The organism is Actinomadura gamaensis (assembly GCF_042652125.1).
Lineage (GTDB): Bacteria > Actinomycetota > Actinomycetes > Streptosporangiales > Streptosporangiaceae > Spirillospora > Spirillospora gamaensis.
Window position 1 is genome coordinate 631,145 of the sequence record NZ_JBHSIT010000001.1, and the last position, 16,995, is coordinate 648,139.

A 16,995-nucleotide genomic window follows, 5' to 3' on the forward strand; every position below is an offset into this window, starting at 1 on the left:
CCCTCCGTGTGGTGCCTCCCTCTGCGCGTGGCGCTTCCCTCCGTGCGGCGGCGGGATCGGGTCGTGGCCTTCGCCGCCGGTGGGAGGCAGATGGATGGGAGGCATGAGCGCGGCTGGACAGTTGGGGCACTCGCCGCGGTCTGCGCCCGCCGACTGGAGTTACGGGGCGAGGGCGGAACGGGGTAGGGGTGTTCCGCCTTGAGCTGAATCAGGGTGGAGGCGGACATGAACTGCGGATTCACGACGGGTGTCCCGGGTGGACGGCGCTGAACCTCCAAAACGGAGTTTTCCGGCTTTGGCGGGACGTACGCTGCGGTCTATGAACGGTCGTCCACTGCGGTTCACGCCCCGGCGTGACGCCGGGCTGTACGGCTTCGAGCGGGCCCTCGGGCACGCGGGTTTCAGCCCGGTGGCAGGGGTGGACGAGGCGGGCCGCGGAGCCTGCGCCGGGCCGCTGGTGATCGGCGCCGCCATCCTGCGGGACGGGAAGCGCGGCCGGATCGAGGGTCTCAGCGACTCCAAGCTCCTGACGCCCGCCCGCCGCGAGGCGCTCTACGACGAGATCGTCGAGCGCGCCGAGAGCTGGAGCGTGATTATCGTTCCCCGGGACGAGGTGGACCGCTACGGCGTGCACCGCTGCAACATCACCGGGATGCGCCGCGCCGTGGCCGCCCTCGACCGGCGGCCCGCGTACGTGCTGAGCGACGGCTTCACGGTTCCCGGCCTGGTGGTTCCCAGCCTCGGTGTGATCAAGGGCGACCAGGTGGCGGCCTGCATCGCCGCCGCCTCGATCGTGGCGAAGGTCACCCGGGACCGCATCATGATCGAACTGCACGAGCGCTACCCCCAGTACGGCTTCGACGTGCACAAGGGATACGGGACCAAGGCGCACACCGCGGCGCTCGCCGAACACGGTCCCTGCGCCGAACACCGCCTCTCCTTCGTCAATGTGGGCCGGGCCGTGCGTAAGAATGGGAACGTGGTCATGGGGGAACCGGCCGGGGAGGACCACGAGGCCCGGACTGAAGGGACACGAGTGTGAGCGCCGAGGATCTCGAGAAGTACGAAACCGAGATGGAGCTCCAGCTCTATCGCGAGTACCGCGACGTCGTCGGCCTGTTCACCTACGTCGTCGAGACCGAGCGCCGCTTCTACCTGACCAACTCCGTGGACCTCCAGGTCCGCGGCGCCGACAACGGCGAGGTCTACTTCGAGGTCACGATGCAGGACGCCTGGGTCTGGGACATGTACCGTCCGGCCAGGTTCGTCAAGAACGTCCGCGTGGTCACCTTCAAGGACGTCAACGTCGAAGAACTGGCCAAGAGCGACTTCGAACTCCCCTCCGAGCAGTAACCCCACGCCCGTCTACTCCTTCCTCTCACCCAACCACTGCTCATCCGCCCTCCCAGCACGTCAGCCGCTTTCGCTCCCGTCCTCCCGCCCCCGAGGTCACTGGAGGCGGCAGCCGCGCGTCCGGCACCGAACCAGGCCACTGGATAGCCACCACGTCGAGGGCTCACGCCGTCTCCGGCCGGTCATGCGGCGGTGAGCCTGGTTGCCGCCGAGCTCACCGGGCGACGCTTTCAGAGGATGGGCGAAGCGAGCCCTAGCGCTCAAGGATCGCGACTGGCGGCGCGCGCGTGACCGTATCGACGAGACCGTCTCCTATCGGTGTGGGTCATCCACATGCGCCCTGCCCGGCAGGGCAGGACGGTCAGAACACGAGAGGTCATGGCGATTTGGCTTTCTGAGTGAGGCGCCAGCCGCCCGGGGCCCGTTCTACGAAGCCGCCGGCGGAGAGCAGGCCGAGTTTGGCGTTGGCGGTGGGGAGGTCGACGCCGGCCTTCGCGGCGATCTGGGCGGGACCGGCCGCGGCACGGGTGGGCAGGGCTTCCAGGACGGTGCGGGCCGCCTGGTCGAGAAGGTCGCGGGACAGGACGGGACTGGCGGGAATCGGCGCCAGGTCGGTGCCGAGTTCGCCGACGGCCTCGATCACCTCCTCGCTGCGGGTGACGAGCAGGGCGGGCGGTGGGTCGCGGAGGAGCACGTGGCAGCCGACAGAGGTCGCCGAGGTCACCGGGCCTGGGACCGCCATGACGACTCGGCCCAGCTTGCGGGCCCAGTGGGCGGTACTGAGGGCTCCGCTCCGGCGTCCCGCCTCGACGACTACCGTGCCTCGGGAGAGCGCGGCGATGACGCGGTTGCGTACGAGGAAGCGCTGGCGTCGCGGTGTGGTTCCCGGCGGTGATTCGCTGACGAGCAGCTCGCGGCGGGCGAGTTCGGCGAACATGCCGTCGTTGCAGGCCGGGTAAGGAACATCGACTCCGTTGGCGAGGATCGCGACGGTCGGACCGTCGGCGGCCAGCGAGCCTCGGTGCGCGGCGGCGTCGATGCCCATGGCGCCACCCGAGACGACCGTCCAACCGCGTTCGCCCAGCTCGGATGCCATCTCCGAGGCGACGCGCAGACCGTAGGGAGAGGCGGCCCGAGCGCCGACGAGGGCGACGGAGCGGAGGCAGCCGTGGCGAAGGTCGCTGGGACCGCGCAGCCATAAGGCGTACGGACGGCGAGTGCCGAGATCGTCCAGCGTGGTGGGCCACTCGGGATCGCCCGGACAGACCAACCTGACACCGAGCCGTTCGGCCACCAGGAGATCACTCGCCGGTTCGGCCGCTGACAGCCTGATGCGCCAGTGGCTCAGTCGCTCTGCCATCTGGGCTGATTCCGGGTCGTTCGGAGTCCGTCCGATCAGCTGCTCCGGTAAGCGACCCGACCGGATCGCGACGAGTGTCTCGGACGCCCCGATCCTGTCCACGATCTGATTGAGCACCGGTTCTCCCGGCTCAGCGAGGGCGGTGAGCGTCGCACGCGCGATCCGCTCTGCGGTCTCGTTCACTTTGGTCTCCTCAACTCAAGGTCTACGGCGTGGGAAGGTCGATGGGACGGCAGCGGCCACGCCCTGCCAAGGCGGTGTGCCGTGGACGGCCGCTCAGGGAAGCAGGCGTGTGAGGGCGAGAGGTTCATGACCACCGGCTGTTCCACAGGGCCAGCGCGCCGCCGATGTCGTCGTCGCCCGGGTCGCTGCGGCCCGCCAGATCGGCGATGGTCCAGGCGACACGGAGAACGCGGTCGAGACCACGCGCGCTGAGGGTTCCCTTCTGGAGGGCCTCGTCTGCGGCCCGCATCGCGTCGCCGGACGGTGTGAAGTGGCGGCGTAGCTCCGGGCCGGGGATCTCGGAGTTGGTCCGCCAGGGGGTCCCCGACAGGCGTTTCACGGCGCGGTCACGCGCGTCCAGGACACGTGCGGCCACGACGTCACTGGATTCGGCGAACTCCAGGTCGTATCTGAGCTCGGCGCGGCTCGCCGGAGTGAGTTCGAGCTTCAGATCGATGCGATCGAGCAGCGGACCTGAGACACGCGAGATGTACTTGCGGCGCACGCCCGGAGCGCAGGAGCAGTCCATCTGCTTGGCGGCCGCGCACGGGCACGGGTTCGCGGCCAGGACCAACGTGAAGTGCGCCGGGAAGCGGGCGGTGCCCTCGACCCTGGACAGCCTGACCTCTCCCTCCTCGAGAGGCTGGCGGAGAGCGTCCAGGGAGCCGCGCTGGAACTCGGGAGCCTCGTCCAAGAACAAGATTCCGCGGTGGGCCAGGGACACCGCTCCCGGCTGGAGGACGCGGCCGGAGCCGCCGCCCACGATCGCCGCCCGAGTCGCGGTGTGATGCGGTGCGTGGAACGGCGGCTGTGTGATCATCGGCTGGTCGGGCGGGAGCGTGCCCGCGACCGAGTGGATCGCGGTGACCTCCAGCGCAGCCTCCGGCTCCAGCGGCGGCATCAGCGTGGGCAGGCGTTCGGCCAACATCGTCTTCCCGCAGCCGGGCGGACCGCTGAAGAACAGATGATGGCCGCCCGCCGCACTGATCTCCAGGGCACGCCGCGCTTCGGCCTGCCCACGGACGTCCGCCAGGTCGAGGGCGGCACGCTGATCGAGAATGCGCGGAGCGAGACCGTCCACCCCGTACATGGGGGACGGGTCGGGCGGGTCCTCGTCCGTCGGGGGCGGTTCGTCCCGGAGCAGGCAGAGCAACTCGCGCAGCGACGCGACCGGAACGACCTCGACATCCGGGACGAGCCTTGCCTCGGCCGCGTTCGCGCGGGGGACGACGACCGTCTGGCACCCGGCGTTCGCCGAGGCCAGGACCGCGGGAAGGACGCCCGGAATGGCACGGACCCGGCCGTCGAGTCCGAGTTCTCCGACCAGTGTCAGGCCCACACACGAGAGCGGGGAGACCGCCTCGGCCGCAGCGAGCAGCGCCGTTGCGATGGCCAGATCAAACGTAGAGCCCTTTTTCGGAAGGCTAGCCGGGAAAAGCGACACGGTCACGTGCCTGTTGGGCCAATCTTCACCCGAATTGTAGATGGCCGCGCGAACCCTGTCCCGGGCTTCGTTCAGAGCCGCGTCGGGCAACCCGACCAGGTGCAGCCCCGGGACGCCGCTCGTGATCGCCGCCTCGACGTCCACCACGAAGCCGTCGACGCCGACCAGGGAGACGGAACGGGTCTTGGCGAGCGTCATTCAGCACACCTCCCGCAGGTGCTCCAGGGAGAAGCCGTCGCCCTGGCAGACCAGCGCGATGACGTCGACCCGGACGCGCGCGCCGGGAATCCGGTTCGCCGCAGCCCAGCGGAGCGCCAAGCGGCGTAACCTGGCCGCCTTGCGTTCGGTGATCGCTTCGACCGGGTCGCCGAAGGCCGTGGAGCGCCGCGTCTTCACCTCGCACGCCACGTGAAGTCGCCCGTCGTAGGCGACGATGTCGAGCTCGCCCTCCGAGCACCGCCAGTTGCGGTCGAGGACGTTCCACCCGAGGCGCTCCAGGTACGCGACCGCCGCGTCCTCGCCTCGCTGTCCGAGCATCTGGTTGCCGTTCATCGGCCTCACCTCCGAGATCCGACGATGCCGCCCGGCCACGCTCCGCAATAACCGAACTCCGTTCTGTGGATAACTCGGAGGAGTCGTGTGATGAGCCCCCGTGCGCCTGTTCCGGAACGGGTTCGGCGACGAAGCCTGCGAATGCGTGAGCGTCCCGTCTGCCTTGCCTTCTGGGCGCGGAGATGCGAGGTAGCTGATGCTTCCCGAGCTGTTCGGGGACAGCAGCGCCTGCCTTTTCGGTGCGACCTCCGCCTAGGCGCAAGGAGGTCCAGACAGGGTGCGGAGCCTCGTAGCGGGGGGGGGGTTCTGAGGACGGCATAGATGGCACTGATTTCACGGCTGAGCGTGTCGGCGACGTGCCGGTGCTTGATTTCGGGCATTCCAGGACGCAGCGTGGCCGATGTGAGTGCTGAGGAGCGTGACGAGGAAGTACCGGAAACGGAGGAGGCCGGCTCAGGACTCCTGGACGAGTTGCTTCCTGAGTTCGCGACCTTCCTGAAGGCAGAGCGCAACGTCTCTGATCACACGCTCCGGGCATATCTGGGCGACATCCGGGAGCTGTCGCGCTACGCCGCCTCGGTCGGACTGGCGACACCTGCCGACCTGGATGTGAACGTGCTGCGAGCATGGCTTGCCCGGCAGTATGCGCTCGGGCTGTCGCGCGCCACGCTTGCCAGGCGCACCGCCGCTGCGAGGACGTTCACCCGGTGGCTGCACCGGCGCGGGACACTCGCCGGCGATCCTGGGCCGCTTCTGGGCACGCCGAAGCGGACGCGCGACCTGCCGACCGTTCTCGCGCAGGAGGAAGCAGGCCGCCTCCTGGACGAGATGGACGTCACCGGGCCGATCGGCTTGCGGGACCTCGCGATCCTGGAGGTCCTCTACGGCACAGGCATACGCGTCAGTGAGCTGTGCGGCCTCGACGTGGACGATGTGGACGCCGGACGTAAGACCCTGCGCGTCTTCGGGAAAGGCGGCAAGGAGCGCACGGTACCCCTCGGTGAACCGGCGCTCCGTGCACTGGCGGATTGGCAGCGGGCAGGGCGCCCGCATCTGGTGACCGACGGCAGCGGACCGGCGCTCTTCCTGGGCGTGCGTGGAGGACGCCTGCACCCCACCAGCGCCCGCCGGATCGTCCACTCCCGTATCGCCGAGGTCGGTGAGATGCCCGATCTGGCACCGCACGGGCTGCGGCATTCCGCTGCCACCCACCTGCTGGAAGGCGGAGCGGATCTGCGGAGCGTCCAAGAGATCCTCGGCCACGCCTCCCTTCAGACCACGCAGCTCTACACGCACGTCTCGGTCGAACGTCTCAAGCAGGTACACCGACAAGCTCATCCCCGCGGCGTCGCGGAGTGAGCACTGGTCGGGCGTGTCCGGCGTTGGCGTGCGCTTCGGGCAGTGCAACGATCGCGGCCATCGGCCGCTCGATCCCGGTGCCGTAGCATCCCATTCCCAGGTGCACGCGGCTCCGCTTGCCGCGCGAACGGCCAGGTCGAGCGCACGTAGGACATGCCGCCAGGACCGCGCGCGGTCGCCCTGGTCTCAGCGCGCGCGTCATTGCCTGGACCCGTCTGGTCGTGCCTTTGCTGGCCTCGTTCGTCGGCCTCCTTCATCGGGCCTTGTCGGCGTTGGTCATTGAGGGTGGTGGGTTGCCGCCGGACGCCGGAGACGTCGTTCATGGGCCAGGTCGATCACGTTCGGCGGCGTCCGGTCGTGCTGGTGCGCTCGGCCAGCGCGGGAGCGGGAACGGCCCCGGGCTCTGCGGACGAAGGCGAGCGAAAGCGCGAGGACGAGGCAGGTCAGGGTGCCTGCCGCGGCCGTTGACGCGCTTCGAAGAGCAGGACGCAGCGGACGATCGTCCTCAGGTGCACGATGGCCCGTCTGCGGGCGGACGCCGTGCCGCGAGGTGTGCTCACCGGTAGGCGGTAGTGGCCGTGCGGAGGCCGGAACCTGCTGATCGTCTGGAGGACGAGGCGGGCATAGAGGCGGAGCTTCGCAAGTCAGGTGGAGGTCGTCCGGAAGCGACGTGCCTTGCGACGGCACCGGCGGAGGTCGCGGCGAGTTCGGGAAAGGGGGCGCGGGCTCTGACTGCCAGAGCGGAAGCAGCCGTACCAGTGGACGCACCAGGGCCAGCGGATCCAGGTAGGACGTTCCTCGCAGCAACCCCCAATGCAGGCAGACTTGGGGGCAGTGGGGCGGCTGCGCGACCTCGACGGTGCCGATACGGGCGCCTGCAGGGACGTCCCGTCCCACGGAGACGGCCGGATGGACCGGCAGGTACGTGGTTCGCAGCGTCCCGTGGGTGATCGCCACGACGCCTCGTCCGGCCAACGCGCCCGCGTACGAGACGCGCCCGGCCCCGGCGGCGTACACCGGATCTCCCGGGGACGCGGCCAGATCGATACCGCGATGGCCGGGTAGCCACGGTGACGCAGGCGGGCTGAACCCGCGGACGACCGCGGGCACGGGCGGCCCCAGCGGCCACCTCCACGTGCCCTCGTCACTGGACCACGAGCCTCCCGCAGCGGCCGCAAGGCCGCGAGCAGCGGGCACAGCGCCGCGAGCGACGCGCGCTGGGCCGAGAACGGTGCGCGCTGGGCCAGGGGCGGCGGGGGCAGGGTCGCGAACGCCGGGACCGGGAGCGCGGGCCGTCAGGGCGGCGATACGGGCAACGGACGCGCGGCCGGGCGCAGGGCCATGCCCGTCGGGCGCGGGACCCGTGACGGCGCGCGCAGGGCCAGGGGCGGTGCTCGTAGGGCCGCGAAGGGTGGGGGCGGGATCGGGGGGCGGCGGGGCGGCGATGCGGGTAGCGGACGCGGGGCTGCCCGCGGGAGGGGAATGCGCCGGGGCGTGGCGGCCGGGCGGCCCCCACAGCGCCGAGGACGGCCCGAAGGCCGCCGCGGACGGGCCGAAAGCGGTCAGGACGATGATGATCAGCGATGTGAGCAGGCTCATGCCCCAAGGCTCGCCACCGCCCACCCGACTCCGCCAGTCAATCCAAGATCTGTGGATAACCTCGGCCCCGCCGGGCCGTGATGGCGGTTGGTTCCGCGTCGGGTCCCGTCATCCCGTAGACTTGGGTGACGGTCGCACGGTGGTCAACCCCGGGCGGCCGAATTCACGCGCCCGCCCGCCACCTGGTGTGGGGCACCTGCCTCTCGGTCCGTCGTCTGCGGCGGTGGGGCAGTGTCCGGGCGCAGCGACCAACCGAGACGTGGCCCTGGCCCCACCAGGCCGGGCCGGACAGGAGAACACGGGCTATGGCTCCCGTCGTCACCATGCGGCAGCTCCTCGAGAGCGGCGTCCACTTCGGCCACCAGACGCGCCGGTGGAACCCGAAGATGAAGCGCTTCATCCTCACCGAGCGCAACGGCATCTACATCATCGACCTGCAGCAGTCGCTGTCCTACATCGACCGCGCCTACGAGTTCGTCAAGGCGACGGTCGCGCACGGCGGCACCATCCTGTTCGTCGGTACCAAGAAGCAGGCTCAGGAGGCCATCTCCGAGCAGGCCACCCGGGTCGGGATGCCGTACGTCAACCAGCGCTGGCTGGGCGGCATGCTCACCAACTTCTCCACCGTGCACAAGCGGCTCACCCGGCTCAAGGAGCTGGAGGAGATCAACTACGACGACGTGGCCGGCTCCGGCATGACCAAGAAGGAGCTGCTCGGCCTGCGTCGCGAGAAGGACAAGCTGGAGCGCACCCTCGGCGGTATCCGCGACATGGCGAAGGTCCCCTCCGCCATCTGGATCGTGGACACCAAGAAGGAGCACATCGCCGTCAACGAGGCGAAGAAGCTCGGCATCCCGGTCGTGGCGATCCTGGACACCAACTGCGACCCGGACGAGGTCGACTACCCGATCCCGGGCAACGACGACGCGATCCGCTCGGTCGCGATGCTGACCCGCGTGGTCGCCGACGCCGTCGCCGACGGCCTGATCGCCCGCGCGGGCGCCGGCCAGGGCGGCGACGAGAAGCCCGCCGAGGGCGGCGCCGCGGCCGAGCCGCTGGCCGAGTGGGAGCGGGACCTGCTCGAGGGCAAGCCCGCCGAGCAGGTCGAGGCCGAGGCCCGCGCCGAGGACGGCGGCGCCACCGAGGAGCAGAGCGGCGCCGAGACCGAGCCCGCCGCCGAGGCCCAGTTCGCCGCCGAGGCCCAGGCTGAGGCGCCCGCCGCGGCCGAGTCCGAGGCCGCGACCGAGGCGAAGCCGGCCGAGGCCGACCAGTCCTGAGCCCCCGATCCCCGGTGCGCCGCCCACCCGAGGCGGCCGCCGGGGATCGCCATGGGCACCACGACCACTGACGAGAGAAGCGAAGAGGGATGGCCAACTTCACCGCCGCGGACGTCAAGCGCCTCCGCGAGCTCACCGGCTCGGGCATGATGGCCTGCAAGAACGCCCTGACCGAGGCCGAGGGCGACTTCGAGAAGGCCGTAGAGATCCTGCGCCTCAAGGGCGCCAAGGACGTCGGCAAGCGCGCCGAGCGCACCGCCGCGAACGGCCTGGTCGCCGAGCACTTCAACGGCTCCGGTGACGGCGCCCTGCTCGAGCTGCGCTGCGAGACCGACTTCGTCGCGAAGAACTCCGACTTCATCGAGCTGGCCGACCGCATCGTCCGGTTCGCCGCCGGCAGCGACGCGACCGACGCGCAGAGCCTGCTCGCCGCCGAGATCGAGCCGGGCAAGACCGTCCAGGCCCTGATCGAGGAGAACAGCGCCAAGATCGGCGAGAAGCTGGAGCTCGACCGGTACGTCCACTTCAAGGGCGTCTTCGTCGCCAGCTACCTGCACAAGTCCGACCCGTCCCTGCCGCCGACCACCGGCGTGCTGGTCGAGCTGGACAAGGAGAACGCCGAGGTCGCCAAGGACGTCGCGCAGCAGATCGCCGCGATGGCGCCCAAGTACCTCACCTTCGAGGAGATCCCCGCCGAGGTGATCGAGAAGGAGCGCGCGCTCGCCGAGACCAAGACCCGCGAGGAGGGCAAGCCCGAGGCCGCGATCGCCAAGATCGTCGAGGGCCGGGTCAACGCCTACCTGCGCGACTTCGTCCTGCTGGAGCAGGCGTTCGTCAAGGACGGCAAGAAGACGATCGCCAAGCTGCTGGACGAGAACGGCGTCAAGGTCGTTCGCTTCGCCCGCTTCAAGGTCGGCCAGGCCTGACGCACCCTGGAAGCGGGACGAATATTCGCTGAAGACGACCGAGGAGGCCGCCGACGTGCCGGACAACAGGAAAACTGACACGACGGCGGCCTCGTCGTCTGCGAAGGGCGCGCCGTCTTCCCCTGACGCGCGCGGGAGGGAAACGCACGCGCCGAAGGCGGGCTGGAAGCGCGTCCTGCTGAAGCTCTCCGGCGAGGCTTTCGCCGGGGGCGACCCCATGGGCATCGACCCGGAGGTCGTGCAGCACGTCGCCGAGGCGATCGCCGAAGCCGTGCAGGACGGCGTCCAGGTGGCGGTCGTCTGCGGCGGCGGCAACATGTTCCGCGGCGCGGCGCTGGCCGAGCGCGGCATGGACCGGGGCCGCAGCGACTACATGGGCATGATCGGCACCGTGATCAACTGCCTGGCGCTGCAGGACTTCCTGGAGAAGCTCGGGGTCGACACCCGGGTCCAGACGGCCATCACGATGAGCCAGGTGGCCGAGCCCTACATCCCCCGCCGCGCCATGCGGCACCTGGAGAAGGGCCGCGTGGTCATCTTCGGCGCGGGCCTCGGCCAGCCGTTCTTCTCCACCGACACCACCGCCGCCCAGCGCGCGCTGGAGATCGGCGCGGAGGCGGTGCTCAAGGCCACGCAGGTGGACGGTGTCTACGACGCCGACCCCCGCAAGAATCCGGATGCGGTCAAGTTCGACCGTTTGGATTACGGTGAGGTTCTACAGCGGGGCCTGAAGGTCATGGACGCCACGGCCATCAGCCTCTGCATGGACAACGCGCTGCCCATCGTGGTCTTCGACCTGATGGGCCAGGGCAACATCGTCCGGGCCGTCCGCGGTGAGAAGATCGGCACGCTGGTCAGCCCGGCCGAGCAGTGACGGCACGGACCATCGGATGACACGGGAGTCGAAGTGATCGACGAGACCCTCCTCGAGGCCGAGGAGAAGATGGAGAAGGCGGTCGCGGTCGCCAAGGAGGACTTCCAGGCCATCCGCACCGGACGGGTCACCCCCGCGATGTTCAACAAGATCACCGCGGAGTACTACGGGACGCCCACGCCGATCAACCAGCTCGCCTCGTTCACGCTGCCCGAGCCGCGCCTGGTGATCGTGCAGGTGTTCGACAAGTCGTCCATGGGCGCGGTGGAGCGGGCGATCCGCGATAGCGACCTCGGCGTCAACCCGTCCAACGACGGCAACGTCATCCGGGTCGTCTTCCCCGAGCTGTCGGAGGAGCGCCGCCGCGAGTTCATCAAGGTCGCGGGTGGTAAGGCCGAGGAGGCGAAGGTGTCGGTGCGCAACATCCGGCGCCGCGCCAAGGACACCCTCGACAAGCTCGCCAAGGACGGCGAGGCCGGCGAGGACGACGTCCGTCGTGCGGAGAAGGAGCTCGACGACGCCACGCACAGGTACGTGGCGCAGATCGACGACCTGCTCGAGCACAAGAAGGCCGAACTGCTCGAGGTTTGATGGAACTGGACAACGCCGGGGGGCCCGCTCGCTCCCCGGACGAGCCGGTCGCCCCCGGTCCCGCGGACCCGCCCGGTGAGGCGGGTCGCGCGGACCGCGCGGTGACCGAGTCCGCCGCGGCGGACAGGGGCGGCGCTCAGGACGGGCCGGAGGAGTCTCCGGCCGGGTCGGGCGCCGCTTCAGGCGTGCGGGGCGAGACGCCGTCCGGGCAGGCGGCGGCCGAGGCCGTCGCCGCGGACTCGTCGGACGGCGAGTCTCCGGACGCGCCGGTGAAGCAGAAGAAGTCGGGCCGGAACCTGCCCATCGCCGTCGGCGTGGGCGTCACGCTCGGCGCGCTCGTGCTGCTCTCGCTCTACACGTTCAAGCAGATCTTCCTCGCCGTCATGGTGGTGTTCCTGCTGCTCGGCCTGCGGGAACTGACGGAGGCGTTCCGGACGCGCGGGATCGAGGTCCCGTTCATCCCGCTCGCGGCGGGCATGGTCGCGGCGCCGGTGGTCTCCTACGTGTGGGGCACCAACGGGCTGGTGGCGGCCGTCGCGCTGACGACGCTCGCCGTCCTCATGACGCGCATGGTGGACGGCGCGGACGGTTACGTCCGGGATGTCACGGCGGGCGTTTTCGCGATCGGCTATCTGGTGCTCATGGGCGGCGTCGTCGCGTTGCTCATGAAGCCGGACGACGGCGACCACCGCATCGTCATCTTCATCGCGGTGACGGTCGCCAGCGACATCGGCGGCTTCTTCGCGGGGTCGTTCCTGGGCAAGCACAAGCTCGCGCCGACGATCAGTCCGAAGAAGACCTGGGAGGGCGTCACCGGTTCGGCCCTCACCTGCATGCTGGTGGGCGGGGTCCTGGTGGACACGCTACTGGACGACGGCCGGTGGTGGCAGGGCGTGATCATCGGTCTGGCGGCCGTGGTGACCGCGACGGTGGGCGACCTCATCGAGTCGATGCTGAAGCGCGATCTCGGCATCAAGGACATGGGGACGCTTTTGCCGGAGCACGGCGGTGTTATGGACCGTCTCGATTCCCTCGTGGCGACGGCTCCGATCGTCTGGCTTCTGCTGGAGCTTTTCGTCCCTGCCTAGTCAGGTGACTCTGGCTGCCTGGACAGGCGGCGTGGTGAATCAGGCCCCGGGAGGCGTCCCGGGGCCTTCGTGTTCCGTCCCTTGGTGTTCCGTTTCTTGGTGTTGCGTCCGTGTCGTCGCTTCCGTACGGCTCCTGTTCCTTGGTCACGGTTCGGCAACGGCTTTGCAGGGTTGTAGTGCGTGACATTGCACTGCCACATGCTTCTGTCGGGCCGGACAGGCCCCGCGGGACCTTCCCTCGTCCCGTCCCGCGCACTGGAGGAGACACGCATGAGGAGATCCGTAGCGCTGGCGATCACCGCCGCGGCGGCCTCGTCCGCCCTGGTCGCCGCCGCTCTGCCCGCTCAGGCCGCGCCGGGCCGCACCCCCTCGGGACCGGCCGGGTACCGGCCGCACCTGGACTGGAAGTCCTGCGGCGACGCGGCCAACCCTCGGCTGCTGTGCGCCAAGCTGGAGGTGCCGCTCGACCACGCGCGGCCGGACGGTCCGAAGATCAAGATCGCGGTGAACCGGCTTCCTGCGACGGCGCCGGCGGGCGAACGGCAGGGGCCCATCCTGCTCAATCCGGGCGGTCCGGGCATCAGCGGCCTGTGGATGGCGCCGTGGGTTCCCTCGAAGATGCCCGCAGACGTCGCCGCCTCTTACGACTGGATCGGTTTCGACCTCCGCGGGACCCAGAGCAGCGAGCCGCACATGGCCTGCGACCCGAACTACTTCAACGGACCTCGCCCGGACTATCAGCCGAGCGCCGGTACCGAGCAGACCTGGCTGCGCAAGGCCGCGAGCTATGCGGCCGACTGCGCCTCCAAGTACGCCGACCTTCTGCCGCATCTGCGTACGGTCGACATCGTTCGCGACATGGACGACATCAGGCAGGCCATGGGAGCGAAGAAAATCAGCTTCTTCGGCTGGTCCTATGGGACGACCCTAGGGTCCACCTATGGCGCGCTGTACCCGAGCCACGTGAAGCGTCTTGTCCTCGACAGCATCGTCGGCCCGCACATCAGCTGGTACGAGCAGAACGTCCGGCAGGATCTCCAGCACGAGAAGCGCTTCAAGGCGTTCACCCAGTGGGTCGCCAAGGCGGACGGCACCTACCACCTCGGCACGGACCCGTCCGGTGTCGAGCGGAAGTGGTACGCGATGCGCGCCTCCCTGGGGGAGAACCCGGTGGACGGCAGAATCGGTGCGGACGAGTGGGACGACACCCAGCTCGCCGGTGGCTACGACCCGGCGAAGTGGCCGCGCCTGGCGACCGTGCTCGCCGCCTACACCAACGGCAAGGACGCCGGGCCGCTACGAGCGGCCTACGACAAGTACGCCGCGCCCGATCCCAACGACGACGCCTTCGACCTGTACAACGCCGTCCAGTGCAGCGACAGCACGTGGCCTCGGGACTGGAGCTTCTGGCGCAGGGACCAGGCTCGCATCGACAAGAAGGCGCACTTCTACACATATTCGAACATGTGGTACAACGCCGCCTGCGTCTTCTGGCCCGGTAAGGGCGGTGAGCGGACGCCCATCACCGGCAAGAAACTTCCCACGGCGCTGCTGTTCCAGGCCACCGAGGATGCCGCGACCGTCTACCAGGGCGGTGTGGAGATGGCGAAGGCCATGCCGAACTCGCGTTTCGTCGTCGAACAGGGCGGCGGTCGGCACGCCATCACGCTCGCGGGCAACGCGTGTCTCGACAAACCCCTGATCGATTACCTGCGCGACGGTACGCTGCCCAAGGATCACGGCCTGGTCGACCTGCGCTGCGCCAAGACGCCCGACCCCACGCCCGCGTGGGTAGGGGTGGCCAAGGCGAAGGCGCAGCCGGACGAGACGGTCCGTCCGCTGGACCACTACCGGATCCGCTGACCCGTGTGAGGCCGGAGCCTCAACGGAGCGGCCCCGGCCTCGCGCGCAGCACGAGCCGATTCGTAGAACTTCGGTTTCGCCTATGAACTCCGGGCCTCACCAACCGGCCCGGCCCCATGAGGAACGGCCTCCCCGAGAACCGGGGAGGCCGTTCACTTCCTTGAGCTCGGCGAGCCTTACCTGAGGTCGGCCATCCAGTTCTCGACCTCGTCCGGGTGGCGGGGGAGTTCGGAGGACAGGAGGCGGGCGCCGTCCTCGGTGACGACGAGGTCGTCCTCGATCCGGACGCCGATTCCGCGAAGTTCTTCGGGCAGAGTCAGATCGTCCGGCTGGAGGTAAAGGCCGGGCTCCACGGTGAGGACGTGCCCGGGCTCAAGGACGCCGTCCAGGTACGTCTCCGCCCGTGCTTTGGCGCAGTCGTGGACGTCCATTCCGAGCATGTGGCCACTGCTGCAAAGCGTGTAGCGGCGGTAGATGCCGGAATTGGGGTCCAGGGCGGCCTCGGCGTCCGGAATGACACCCCAGTCCTCGAGCCCCTCGGCGATGACGCGCATCGCGGCGAGGTGGAAATCGCGGAATCGCGCTCCCGGCTTGACCGCGGCGATTCCCGCCTCCTGCGCGCGGTAAACGAGGTCGTACACGCGCCGCTGCTCCGCGGTGAACTTCCCGGAGATCGGCAGGGTGCGTGTGATGTCGGCGGTGTAGAGGGTGTCGGTTTCGACGCCCGCGTCCAGCAGGAGCAGCTCGCCGGGACGCAGCGGACCGTCGTTACGGATCCAGTGCAGTACGCAGGCGTGCGAGCCGGCGGCCGCGATCGTCTCGTAGCCCACGCCATTGCCCTCGAGACGGGCGCGCATGTTGAACTGGCCCTCGACCCAACGCTCACCACGCCTGTGGGCAAGGGCCTTGGGCAGTGCCGCCACGACATCACGGAAGCCGAGAGTCGTGTAGTCCACCGCCGCGGAAAGCTGCGCGACTTCCCAGTCGTCCTTGACGAGGCGGAGTTCGGAGACGAAAGAAGCGAGTTCGTGGTCCGCCATCGGATCGGCGTGGGCGGAGGCCAAATCGTCGACTTCCGCATCGACGCCGCGCATCACGCGGGTCGGCACCTCGCGCCCGCGCAAAGCGTCAGCCAGCTTCTCCCTGGGCGCACCCTCGATCTGGAGGGTGGCCTGGAGTTCTTCCAAGGTGCGGCGTCGGCCGACCCAGAATTCGCCGTGGCGGCGGTCCCGGTAGAACTCTCCGGTGTCCCTGGGAGAGCGCGGGTGCGTGAAGAGGGTCGCTTCATGCCCGTTAGCCGTCGGCTCAAGGACCAGCACCGAATCCGGAACCGCGCCTACACCGTTCTCACCCGTCAGGTGGACGAACGCCGAATGCGGGCGGAACGGGTAGTCGCTGTCGTTGCTGCGGACCTTCAGCCCTCCGGCGGGGATGACGAGCCGTTCGCCAGGGAAACGCTCGGAGAGGGCGGCGCGCCGCTTCTCGGCATAGGGCGCGGAGTCGAAGGGCGCGGGCGTGAGCGACGTGTCGGCCCACGAATGGCGGAAGTACTCCGCCAGCGCGGGAGAGACGGGCAGGTCGTGGCTGCCGGTGGCGAAGCGGTCCGCCTCGGCGTCGGACATGGGCGCTCCCTTCGGGCGACCTGGGTGAAGGCCAGGTGAGGGGTGGTGGCCGCACTGTAACATTTCACATTGTACGCGTCGGCCGTGTTGTGACGGTGCGTCACAATGTGACACGCTACCGGCCAGGGGAAGAAGGAGCGCCCGTGACCGAAACGCCGAACCTGCCCGCACTCGGGGCCCGCCCGAACGTCCGGGAAGAGATCGCCGAAGCGCTGCGCGCCGCCCTGGTCGCGGGGGAGATGCGTCCTGGCGTCGTGTACTCCGCGCCGGTTCTCGCCGAACGGTTCGGGGTCTCGGCCACGCCCGTGCGCGAGGCCATGCTCGACCTCGCCAAGGAGGGGCTCGTCACGGCCGTCCGCAACAAGGGCTTCCGTGTGACCGAGCTGACCGCGCGCGATCTGGACGAGATCACGGCCGTCCGCACGCTGATCGAGGTCCCCACCGTAGGGCAGGTCGCCGAATCCGTCCCGTCCGAGCGGATCGCGGCGTTGCGGCCGATGGCCGAGGCGATCGTGGAAGCCGCCGAACGCGGCGACACCATCGCCTATATCGAGGCGGACCACGCTTTCCACCTGGAGTTGCTGGCGCTGGCAGGGAATCGGCACCTGATCGAGGTCGTGGAACGGCTCCGCTACCGCTCGCGCCTTTACGGCGTGCCCAAGCTGGCCCAGAAGCAGGAACTCGGCTTTTACGCGCGCGAGCACTTGGAGCTGCTGGACACGGTCGCTTCAGGCGATCCGGCTGCCGCGTCCGCCGCGATGAATCACCACCTGCGCCACGTCCGGAACGCCTGGGCGGACGACCCGACGCTGTAGCCGGGCCTGTGTAGGGCAGAGAGCGGGGGCCGGGTAGGGCGGAGACTTGT

15 protein-coding genes are annotated in these 16,995 nt (G+C 69.5%); 10 read left to right on the forward strand and 5 right to left on the reverse strand.

What is annotated here, in order from left to right; all coding sequences use genetic code 11:
- Nucleotides 1-319 precede the first annotated feature (319 nt).
- Both ACFPCY_RS03000 and ACFPCY_RS03005 read left to right on the forward strand, forming a co-directional pair.
- A complete protein-coding gene (locus ACFPCY_RS03000) occupies nucleotides 320-1,042 on the forward strand; it encodes a ribonuclease HII (RefSeq protein ID WP_378251985.1) in 723 nt (240 codons plus the stop codon).
- On the forward strand, nucleotides 1,039-1,353 hold the full coding sequence (locus tag ACFPCY_RS03005; RefSeq protein WP_378251986.1) for a DUF2469 domain-containing protein: 315 nt from the start codon (nucleotides 1,039-1,041) through the stop codon (nucleotides 1,351-1,353). Before ACFPCY_RS03000 ends, ACFPCY_RS03005 begins: the two co-directional genes overlap by 4 nt.
- Before the next feature lie 376 nt (nucleotides 1,354-1,729).
- Here the strand turns inward: ACFPCY_RS03005 and dprA are convergent, their stop codons facing one another.
- From dprA to ACFPCY_RS03020, 3 genes are all read right to left on the reverse strand, one after another.
- Nucleotides 1,730-2,896, reverse strand: coding sequence for a DNA-processing protein DprA (dprA, locus tag ACFPCY_RS03010; RefSeq protein WP_378251987.1), 1,167 nt, complete (start codon nucleotides 2,894-2,896; stop codon nucleotides 1,730-1,732).
- A gap of 124 nt (nucleotides 2,897-3,020) precedes the next feature.
- Entirely contained in the window at nucleotides 3,021-4,577 is a 1,557-nt protein-coding gene (locus ACFPCY_RS03015) for a YifB family Mg chelatase-like AAA ATPase (RefSeq protein WP_378251988.1), read from the reverse strand.
- The gene (locus ACFPCY_RS03020; RefSeq protein ID WP_378251989.1) at nucleotides 4,578-4,931 is read right to left on the reverse strand and encodes a YraN family protein; all 354 of its coding nucleotides are present in this window, start codon (nucleotides 4,929-4,931) and stop codon (nucleotides 4,578-4,580) included. It abuts the gene before it with no gap.
- 321 nt (nucleotides 4,932-5,252) lie between these two features.
- Here ACFPCY_RS03020 and ACFPCY_RS03025 point away from each other — a divergent pair, with 321 nt between their 5' ends.
- Nucleotides 5,253-6,290 (forward strand): tyrosine recombinase XerC, encoded by a 1,038-nt coding sequence (locus ACFPCY_RS03025; RefSeq protein WP_378251990.1) that lies wholly within the window; start codon nucleotides 5,253-5,255, stop codon nucleotides 6,288-6,290.
- A 276-nt stretch (nucleotides 6,291-6,566) separates the two neighbouring features.
- On the opposite strand, the gene ACFPCY_RS03030 is transcribed toward ACFPCY_RS03025, so the two are convergent.
- Nucleotides 6,567-7,889, reverse strand: a complete 1,323-nt coding sequence (locus tag ACFPCY_RS03030; RefSeq protein ID WP_378252564.1) for a peptidoglycan DD-metalloendopeptidase family protein — start codon at nucleotides 7,887-7,889, stop codon at nucleotides 6,567-6,569.
- A 305-nt stretch (nucleotides 7,890-8,194) separates the two neighbouring features.
- Between ACFPCY_RS03030 and rpsB the strand changes: the two genes are divergently transcribed.
- From rpsB to ACFPCY_RS03060, 6 genes are all read left to right on the forward strand, one after another.
- On the forward strand, nucleotides 8,195-9,166 hold the full coding sequence (gene rpsB, locus ACFPCY_RS03035) for a 30S ribosomal protein S2 (protein ID WP_378251991.1): 972 nt from the start codon (nucleotides 8,195-8,197) through the stop codon (nucleotides 9,164-9,166).
- Nucleotides 9,167-9,255: 89 nt separating this feature from the next.
- Nucleotides 9,256-10,092: a translation elongation factor Ts gene (tsf, locus tag ACFPCY_RS03040; RefSeq protein WP_378251992.1), complete on the forward strand. Its 837-nt coding sequence runs from the start codon at nucleotides 9,256-9,258 to the stop codon at nucleotides 10,090-10,092.
- A 175-nt stretch (nucleotides 10,093-10,267) separates the two neighbouring features.
- On the forward strand, nucleotides 10,268-10,966 hold the full coding sequence (pyrH, locus tag ACFPCY_RS03045) for a UMP kinase (protein WP_378252565.1): 699 nt from the start codon (nucleotides 10,268-10,270) through the stop codon (nucleotides 10,964-10,966).
- A gap of 33 nt (nucleotides 10,967-10,999) precedes the next feature.
- Entirely contained in the window at nucleotides 11,000-11,557 is a 558-nt protein-coding gene (gene frr, locus ACFPCY_RS03050) for a ribosome recycling factor (RefSeq protein ID WP_378251993.1), read from the forward strand.
- Entirely contained in the window at nucleotides 11,557-12,645 is a 1,089-nt protein-coding gene (locus ACFPCY_RS03055) for a phosphatidate cytidylyltransferase (RefSeq protein WP_378251994.1), read from the forward strand. Before frr ends, ACFPCY_RS03055 begins: the two co-directional genes overlap by 1 nt.
- Before the next feature lie 270 nt (nucleotides 12,646-12,915).
- On the forward strand, nucleotides 12,916-14,508 hold the full coding sequence (locus tag ACFPCY_RS03060) for an alpha/beta hydrolase (protein ID WP_378251995.1): 1,593 nt from the start codon (nucleotides 12,916-12,918) through the stop codon (nucleotides 14,506-14,508).
- 176 nt (nucleotides 14,509-14,684) lie between these two features.
- On the opposite strand, the gene ACFPCY_RS03065 is transcribed toward ACFPCY_RS03060, so the two are convergent.
- Nucleotides 14,685-16,130, reverse strand: a complete 1,446-nt coding sequence (locus tag ACFPCY_RS03065; protein ID WP_378251996.1) for an aminopeptidase P family protein — start codon at nucleotides 16,128-16,130, stop codon at nucleotides 14,685-14,687.
- 143 nt (nucleotides 16,131-16,273) lie between these two features.
- Here ACFPCY_RS03065 and ACFPCY_RS03070 point away from each other — a divergent pair, with 143 nt between their 5' ends.
- Nucleotides 16,274-16,945: a GntR family transcriptional regulator gene (locus ACFPCY_RS03070; RefSeq protein WP_378251997.1), complete on the forward strand. Its 672-nt coding sequence runs from the start codon at nucleotides 16,274-16,276 to the stop codon at nucleotides 16,943-16,945.
- Nucleotides 16,946-16,995: the final 50 nt, after the last annotated feature.

Bases quoted from the DNA above. Each gene is read 5' to 3' on its own strand.
- ACFPCY_RS03000 (WP_378251985.1), top strand. From the start codon at position 320: ATGAACGGTCGTCCACTGCGGTTCACGCCCCGGCGTGACGCCGGGCTG.
- ACFPCY_RS03015 (WP_378251988.1), bottom strand. From the start codon at position 4,577: ATGACGCTCGCCAAGACCCGTTCCGTCTCCCTGGTCGGCGTCGACGGC.
- ACFPCY_RS03020 (WP_378251989.1), bottom strand. From the start codon at position 4,931: ATGAACGGCAACCAGATGCTCGGACAGCGAGGCGAGGACGCGGCGGTC.
- ACFPCY_RS03025 (WP_378251990.1), top strand. From the start codon at position 5,253: ATGGCACTGATTTCACGGCTGAGCGTGTCGGCGACGTGCCGGTGCTTG.
- ACFPCY_RS03030 (WP_378252564.1), bottom strand. From the start codon at position 7,889: ATGAGCCTGCTCACATCGCTGATCATCATCGTCCTGACCGCTTTCGGC.
- rpsB (WP_378251991.1), top strand. From the start codon at position 8,195: ATGGCTCCCGTCGTCACCATGCGGCAGCTCCTCGAGAGCGGCGTCCAC.
- tsf (WP_378251992.1), top strand. From the start codon at position 9,256: ATGGCCAACTTCACCGCCGCGGACGTCAAGCGCCTCCGCGAGCTCACC.
- ACFPCY_RS03055 (WP_378251994.1), top strand. From the start codon at position 11,557: ATGGAACTGGACAACGCCGGGGGGCCCGCTCGCTCCCCGGACGAGCCG.
- ACFPCY_RS03060 (WP_378251995.1), top strand. From the start codon at position 12,916: ATGAGGAGATCCGTAGCGCTGGCGATCACCGCCGCGGCGGCCTCGTCC.
- ACFPCY_RS03065 (WP_378251996.1), bottom strand. From the start codon at position 16,130: ATGTCCGACGCCGAGGCGGACCGCTTCGCCACCGGCAGCCACGACCTG.